We start from the raw sequence: 7,347 nt of genomic DNA, 5'->3' as shown, positions 1-7,347 counted from the left end.
TTGTACTGGCCCGGATCGTTGCTGACGTAGGAGAGACATTCGGGGTCGAGTTGGAGCTGTCTACTTTTCGACTCGGACCACCGGAGGTCTCTCATGTCACATGCTAATGCCCGTTTGACGCCGGCGCGCAGATTGATCATGGTGGAGCGGATCGCAGGTCGCCGGTTGCGAATGTCGCTGCAGAGAAGGGTGTCTCGCGGACGACGCCCTAGATTTGACGGCGCCGCTACCGCGAGCGGGGACGTGACGGGTTGGTCGATCGATCGAGCGCCGCGCACTTGCATCCCCGTCAGTCAGATCAGCCCGTGCGTGCATGCCAGGGCCCTGGACACGAACTCGAACGGCCTCTGGATGAGTACCTGCGCGATCCGCTCGATGACTGCGTAGAGGTCGATCGGGTCCGAATCCGTTTCGGAGTCAAGAACCTGGTAGTGCTCGACTCGCGCGTATGGACGCGGTTGAACCGCATCGGGATCAACGGAGCCAAAACAGCACGGCAGATGTCACGCGCTGCCCGTGCTCGAGGTATCCCGTTTCTCGCCCGGACACACCGGCGACGGCGCCGTGCTGATGATTCGTTCGAGTCACCGAACGGGGAGGCGATTGATGCCTCACGGCTGACGGTCTCTTCCCTCGACCATGTATGGCCGTCTCTAACTGAGCAGTAGTCGACGCATCCAGTTCGGGTCGACTAGTGCAGCAGCGAGTGGGAAAGTCGCGTGTGCGGCCCAATCGTGCAGCTCTGTTAACCAGCCTTTGTCAGAAAAGCGTTGCACACTGAGAAGTTGCCTGCTCGTAGTGCATTCGAATCCTGAAACTGACATGAGCGTCGGGTACAGACCCATGACGTTTGGGGTCAATCCAGGATCCGAATTCGCGTGGCAGGGCCATCTACACACTCTTCTAGAATTCGAAGACACCCTTACCGTCGCTCTGCTGCGCGAACCATTCGTACGCTTCCACACCCTGTTCCAGGGTCCAGGTGTGGGTGAAGATGTCGTCGGTGGGAAGGTTCCGCGCGGCGATGAACTCGGCGCAACGCAGTTGCTCGATCGTCGACATCGTCCACGACGTCATCAACGTCCATTGCTTCTTGTAGTGGGCTTGCACGTCGAACTCGATATGCCCGGGTAGGCCGAGGAAGCATGCGCGGCCCCAGGGGGCGAGTACTGCGAGAGCATCGTCGTTGGCTTTGCCGGAAGTCTCCAGAATCAGCGGTGCACCGCGTCCACCCGTGAGGTCGGCGACAGCTTCGACTACATCGGAGACGCGGGAGTTGATGGTCGAGGCCGCGCCGAAACTCTTCGCGCGCTGTAGCCGGTTGTCGCCGATGTCCACGGCAATCACGTTCGCGCCGAGAGCCGATGCCAGCATTGTGCCCGACAATCCGACGGGTCCTTGGCCGAATACCACCATGGTCTCTCCGCCTACGTTGCCGAGTCGCTGCAGACCACCCCACGCCGTGCCGGTTCCGCACCCGATCGCTGCCCCCGCCTTGTAGCTCAACGTGTCCGGCAGCGGCAAAAGAGTGTGTGCGGGCACCTTCAGGAATGGGGCGTGTCCGCCGTGTGCGGAGACGCCCATGACCTTCGAGGGCTCGCGCTCACACATCTGCGGCCAGCCGGAGCGGCAGGAGGGGCACGCATTGCAGCCCCAATAGTGATGAATCATCACTCGCTCGCCCACGCGCGCCATCATCGGTGTCACGCCGTCACCGACGGCGTACACGTCCCCGCACGGTTCGTGGCCCTGGATGATGTCGGGTCCGACTGCGATCGCGCCCCGACGAAACAGCAGGTCGCTTCCGCACATGCCCGATGCCCGGACCTGGACGATGACCTCGCCGGGTCCCGGTGCCGGGTCGTCGAACTCTCTGATGACAGTGGTGTCGTCGCCGGGAAAGGCAAGTGCACGCATCTTGATCAATCCTCCGTGTTCGCGAAAAAGTTTGGGAACTGCGCGGTGAGACCGATAACCGTGGTGCGGGTCTCCATGTATGGGGTGAGGGCGTCGATGCCGTTCTCCCGGCCCCAACCGCTTGCCTTGAATCCGCCGTACGGAAGCGACCAGCGCACGAACGAGTAGGTGTTGACCCACACCGATCCGGCCTCGATCTGGTTCGAGACACGATGTGCGCGAACGATGTTGCCCGTCCACAGTCCGGCGGTCAGTCCGTACGTGGTGTCGTTGGCGATGGCGACGGCCTCGTCTTCGTCGTCGAACGGGATCAGCGCGACGACCGGTCCGAAGATCTCTTCACGCGCCACCCGCATGTCGTTGGAGACATTGGCGAAAACGGTGGGTTGAACGAAGTATCCGGGTGCCAGCTCGACGGTGAGTATCCGTTCGCCTCCGGCAACCAGTTCAGCGCCGTCATCCTGGCCGATCTTCACGTAGGACAGGGTCTTGTTCAGCTGATCTTCGTGCGCTTGCGGGCCCATGCGCGCGGTCTCATCGGCCGGCATGCCGACACGCACCTCGGCGGCCCGGGTGCGGAACGTGTCCACAGCGCGGTCGTAGATCGATCGTTCGACGAGCACCCGTGACCCGAGCGCGCAGCTCTGGCCGCACATCCGCCAGGCCGAGGCGGTGGCCGCATTGAGTGCTTGATCGAAGTCGGCGTCGCCGAAGATGATGTGCGGCGCCTTGCCGCCCAGCTCGAAGGTGAATCGTTTGAGGTTGTCGGTACCGTCGACCACCATCCGCCGACCGGTGTCGGTCGAGCCGGTGAACGAGACCTTGCCGACGTCGGGGTGAGCGACCAGTCGCGCACCAGCCGTGCGCCCGTAGCCGGGGACGACGTTGAGGACACCCGGTGGGAATCCTGCCTTTTCCGCGAGTTTCGCCAGGACGAGTGCGGACACCGGTGTCTGCTCGGCAGGTTTGAGGACGACCGTACAACCAGCGGCGAGGGCCGGCCCGATCTTCATACAGGTGGTCAGCAACGGCGCGTTCCAGGGCACGATTGCGCCCACCACGCCGATCGGCACCATGGTGGTGAAGGCATGCACCGTGTCGTCCATCGGTATCGTGCGCCCCTGGGTCTTGTCGGCGAGCGACGCGAACCAGTAGTACCACTGCACCTGTGCGGCCAGACTCCCGCGGAGGTCGGACTTCAGAGTGCCCGTGTCGTGGGACTCGAGTTCTACCAACTCTGGAATCGCTTCCTCGAAGAGCTGGGCAAATTTTCGCAGTAACGCTGCGCGCTCGTGGCCGGGGGTGCGGCGCCACGGACCCGCGAACGCCTCGGATGCTGCCGACACGGCACGGTCGATGTCGCCCGCACCCCCCATCGCCACCGCCGCCCACGGCTGGCCCGTTGCGGGGTCGACGCTTTCGGCCAGGGCGCCGTCGACGGGATCGACCCATTCACCGCCGATATAGAGCTTGTCGAAAACACGCAGTTTTGCTTGTGACATGAGAAACATGTACGCCGTGAAGTGATGCAGCGTCAACCCACTCCGTGTGCTTTCCCGGAAGGAAATTCTCTGTTCGCAGAATTGGAATCACACGACTTCATTTCTGAGAAATGCACGATTCGAAAATATGAAATTGACGCGGCTTCCGCGGCGAAGATAGCCTCAAACGATTGTGAGACAAGCGGCATCGGGAGATCAGTGTGATTCATGAAGCGCGACGGGTCGTCACCGGGCACGACGCATCGGGTAAGTCGGTTGTTGTGTCGGACTCTGCCGTCGAGGCATTCGAAGTTCCGCCGACAACCTTTGCCGCACGAATCTGGGCGACGGACGAATTTCCGTCCGACAACGCGGATGGGCGCGACGGCACCGAATTGATCGAGACCTTTGCCTCCTCGAATGGGTCGGCGTTCTACATCGTCGACTGGGCGCCGAATAGCGAATTCGCCATGCATCGCACTTGCACGATCGACTATGCCGCGATCATCAGTGGCGAACTCGAATTGGTGCTCGACAGCGGAGAGACAACCATTCTGCGGCCCGGAGATACCCTCGTGCAGCGCGGAGTTGCGCATATCTGGCGCAATAGCACCGACGAGTGGTGTCGTACAGTGATCATGATGCTCGCGGCGAAGCCGCTGGTCGTCGACGGCCGACAGTTGGAGCCCACACTGAAGTAGGCGCCGCGCGGCACCCACTCGAATCGTCCGATTCGAACTTTGACGAGGAGACCCGTAGATGACATCCGCGTTCTTCAGTCTGGCCACGGGTCGTGATGTGTGCTCCGAGGAACTACTGCCCCACGCTCCCGCCGGAAGCGGTTGGGGCAGTGAGCACATGCGTGGCATGGCCGTCAGTGGGGCTCTCGCGCGTGCCGCCGAGAGGGCTGTAGATGCCCTCGGGCGTCAGGACCTCCAACCGGTTCGATGGACGCTCGACCTCTTCCGCCCCGCGGGGATGAAGCCGTCCGTCACGTCCACCACCGTTGTTCGTGAAGGACGCCGCCTGTGCCTCGTCGACGCGGTGATGACCCAGGACGGGGAAGCGGTCGCGCGGGCAAGTGCGCTGTATCTGAGTCCCACCACGACACCGGAGGGGATCGTGTGGGCTTCGGGTAATAGTCCGCAGCCGCCCCACGACGACTGCCGGCGGTCCGCGGGCAGCGCTGAAAGGCTGTACTACAGCGACGGCGCGGGCTGGACACCGCCTGCGGACGCACCGCAGAACGGTGATCGCAAGCAGATCTGGCAGTTTGCGATCCCGGTGGTCGAGGGCGAACCACTGACTGCGTTCCAGATGGCCGCGAGCGTCGCGGATGCCGCGAATGTCGTAAGCAATTTGGGCAGTGCGGGATTGGAGTACATCAATGCCGATGTGACTCTTGCGCTTGCGCGTCTGCCTGAGGGTCTCGAACTTGGACTGGCTGCACTGGACCGCGCCGAGCGGCACGGCATCTCCGTCGGCACGGGGCTGGTGTTCGACCGATTGGGAGTGGTCGGTTCGGTCACCGTCTCCGCGGTCGGTAACGCCCGGCGCGCCGTCGACCTGCGGATGTTCGGACACGGTGACGACGCGCGGGAGCAGCCGAAATCGGCTGCTGCGATCTAAGATTCCGCCGCTACTGTGCCGTCAGGCGCTCTGCGACGTGGCGTGCCTCGGTGATCGCGGCGTCGGCGACCTCCTCGAGGCGGAGGTCGATGCGTGTTCGCGGCCCGGCGACGGTCAGGACTGCAACGTGCTTCTCGCCGTGGAAGACCGGGGCGGCTACGCCGCCGAGGTCGGGTGTCACCTCTTTGCTCGCGAACGCGATTCCGTCACGTGTGATGCGCTCGAGTTCCTCGTGTGCCAGTCGGCGCTTCTCGGCCTCCTCGATGTGGCTGTCGAGATAGGTGTCGCGGAACCGCTGATCCGTGTAGGCCAGGAAGCACTTGCCGGCGGTCGACGGGAAGAGCGGGCGTCGGACGTGGAGTGCGGGCGAGAACCGAATCGGCTGCGTCGACTCGATGATGTCGATGTTCACGACGGATTCCCCGATTCGCACGCAGAGCGTCACCGTCTCGTCGAAGCGGCTGTGCAGCGATTCCATGCTCTCACGCGCTACCCGGTCCACCTGAGGGGTGTGCGCCGCGAGGAGTGTGCCGACGGCGGGGCCGAGAGTGTAGGCGCCGTTCTCGGTGAGGTATCCGGTGGCGACCAAGCCCTTCACGATGTAATGCACCGATGACCGGGGGGCGTCCAGCGCCGCGGCGAGCTGGGCGAGCGACAGCCCGTTCGCGCTCCGGGAAACGAGCTCGAGGATCGTCATGACACGGGAGACCGTGCGATGCTCTTTCGCCTCACCAGGGACCGGCGGCACGTGGCTCTCCCTCTTCTCGATCACCGATCGACTCAGACTACAGGTGGTTGGGGCACTGCCACGCCGGGCAGTGCCCCAACCGAGTCACCGCGCGGCCGGAGCGCTTTCGGCGGCACTGGTGTGATTGCTGATGCCGATGGTGCGGCACTGGTCGCCGAGTGCAGCGCCCGCGATGAGTATCGCGCCGACGATGAAGATCAGGGAGACGCCCCAGGTGGAGTGGGTCGGGGAGAGGGTGACCATGGTCAGTGCCGCGAGCGGAGCGAGGCCACCGGCGAGGGCACCGCTGACTTCCCGTCCGGCGCCGAGGCCCGAGGCGCGGACTTCGGGTGGGAACTGCCGGGCGAGGAAGGACCCGGAAGCCGCGAGCAAGGTGGGCTGGACGATGCCGACGGTGAGGATGAGTGCGAGCCAGATGTAGACCGGTCGGTCGGTGTTCAGGAGCCAGAAGAACGGGAAAGCCAGCCCTGCCACACACCCGGCGCCGATCAGCATGATGCGGCGTGTCCCGGCGCTGTCGCAGAGCCGTCCGGCGATGGGGATGGTCACGAGCGCGACGGCACTGGCCAGGCTGATTCCGAACGCGCCGACGTTGGCGGCGACGTCGCGGAATTCGGAGAGATAGGAGAGCGAGAACGTCTTGAAGATGTAGCTGATGCCGTTGACGCCGATGGTGGACACGGCGACGACGGTCAAACCACGCCAGTGGTTCTTCAGCAGGTTACGGAACGGCTGCGCCTTGTTACGGGTCTGAGCCTGGGCGGCGACCTTTTCGAAGTCGGGGGTCTCGGGCAGGTTCCGCCGCATCCAGTAGCCCAGAGCGACGAGGACGAAGCTGGCCAGGAATGGGATCCGCCAGCCCCAGCTGTAGAGGTCAGCTTTGTCGAGGCTCGTCACGGCAGCCACTGCCAGGGACGACGCCAGAAGGCCGACGCTCACTCCCATGGCCGGCCACGCGCCCTGCCGTCCGCGCGACTTCTCGTCGGCGTGCTCGTAGGACATCGCGATGGCGCTGCCGAATTCTGCGCCGGCACCGAGTCCCTGGACGATGCGGAACAAAACCAACAGCACGGGCGCGGCAATCCCGATCGTCTCGTACGACGGGATCAGACCGATACAGCCACTGGCCAGGCCCATCAGTAGGAGGTTGAACGACAGCACGGCCTTGCGTCCGATCTTGTCGCCGAGGATGCCGAACACGATTCCACCGAGCGGGCGGGCGAGGAATCCGACCGCGAACGTGGAGAACGCGGCGAGAGTGCTGACTGTGGAGTTCTCCGAGGGAAAGAAGAGCGGGCCGAACACCAGTGCGGCCATCGATGCGTAGAGGTAGAAGTCGAACAGCTCGAGCGCTGTGCCGACCACTACGGCGGGACCGACGTTCTTCGGCTTCCGTCGGGGCGGATTAGGGGAGCTGTGGGGCGATTCCGGTGGCTGTGTCACGGGTCGAGCCTCTTCTCTTGCTTCGGACGAAGACTGTAGTGTTCATATATATGAACATTGGATTCGTAACTACGATGGTATGATCTGGAACACTAGGGAGTGAGCTAGGCCACGTCAACCCTGTTCCGG

General features: G+C 63.7%; 6 protein-coding genes. 2 read left to right on the top strand and 4 right to left on the bottom strand.

The window, feature by feature from the left end:
• Positions 1-903: 903 nt before the first annotated feature.
• Both RJ1_RS26280 and RJ1_RS26275 read right to left on the bottom strand, forming a co-directional pair.
• On the bottom strand, positions 904-1,917 hold the full coding sequence (locus RJ1_RS26280) for a zinc-dependent alcohol dehydrogenase family protein (protein ID WP_073365403.1): 1,014 nt from the start codon (positions 1,915-1,917) through the stop codon (positions 904-906).
• Between the two features lie 5 nt (positions 1,918-1,922).
• The gene (locus RJ1_RS26275; protein WP_073365401.1) at positions 1,923-3,419 is read right to left on the bottom strand and encodes an aldehyde dehydrogenase; all 1,497 of its coding nucleotides are present in this window, start codon (positions 3,417-3,419) and stop codon (positions 1,923-1,925) included.
• A gap of 200 nt (positions 3,420-3,619) precedes the next feature.
• On the opposite strand from RJ1_RS26275, the gene RJ1_RS26270 reads away from it, so the two are divergent.
• On the top strand, positions 3,620-4,099 hold the full coding sequence (locus RJ1_RS26270) for a cupin domain-containing protein (protein WP_083400613.1): 480 nt from the start codon (positions 3,620-3,622) through the stop codon (positions 4,097-4,099).
• A gap of 58 nt (positions 4,100-4,157) precedes the next feature.
• Complete coding sequence (locus tag RJ1_RS26265) at positions 4,158-5,027, top strand: acyl-CoA thioesterase domain-containing protein (RefSeq protein WP_073365373.1); 870 nt, start codon at positions 4,158-4,160, stop codon at positions 5,025-5,027.
• 10 nt (positions 5,028-5,037) lie between these two features.
• Here the strand turns inward: RJ1_RS26265 and RJ1_RS26260 are convergent, their stop codons facing one another.
• Both RJ1_RS26260 and RJ1_RS26255 read right to left on the bottom strand, forming a co-directional pair.
• On the bottom strand, positions 5,038-5,775 hold the full coding sequence (locus tag RJ1_RS26260; RefSeq protein WP_083400748.1) for an IclR family transcriptional regulator: 738 nt from the start codon (positions 5,773-5,775) through the stop codon (positions 5,038-5,040).
• Positions 5,776-5,859: 84 nt separating this feature from the next.
• Positions 5,860-7,218 (bottom strand): MFS transporter, encoded by a 1,359-nt coding sequence (locus tag RJ1_RS26255; RefSeq protein WP_073365371.1) that lies wholly within the window; start codon positions 7,216-7,218, stop codon positions 5,860-5,862.
• Between the last annotated feature and the right edge of the window lie 129 nt (positions 7,219-7,347).

This window comes from Rhodococcus jostii NBRC 16295 (genome assembly GCF_001894825.1).
In the GTDB taxonomy this organism is placed as follows: Bacteria; Actinomycetota; Actinomycetes; order Mycobacteriales; family Mycobacteriaceae; genus Rhodococcus_F; species Rhodococcus_F jostii.
The sequence above is the reverse complement of the archived record's forward strand: the minus strand, read 5'-3'. Positions and strand labels throughout refer to the sequence as shown.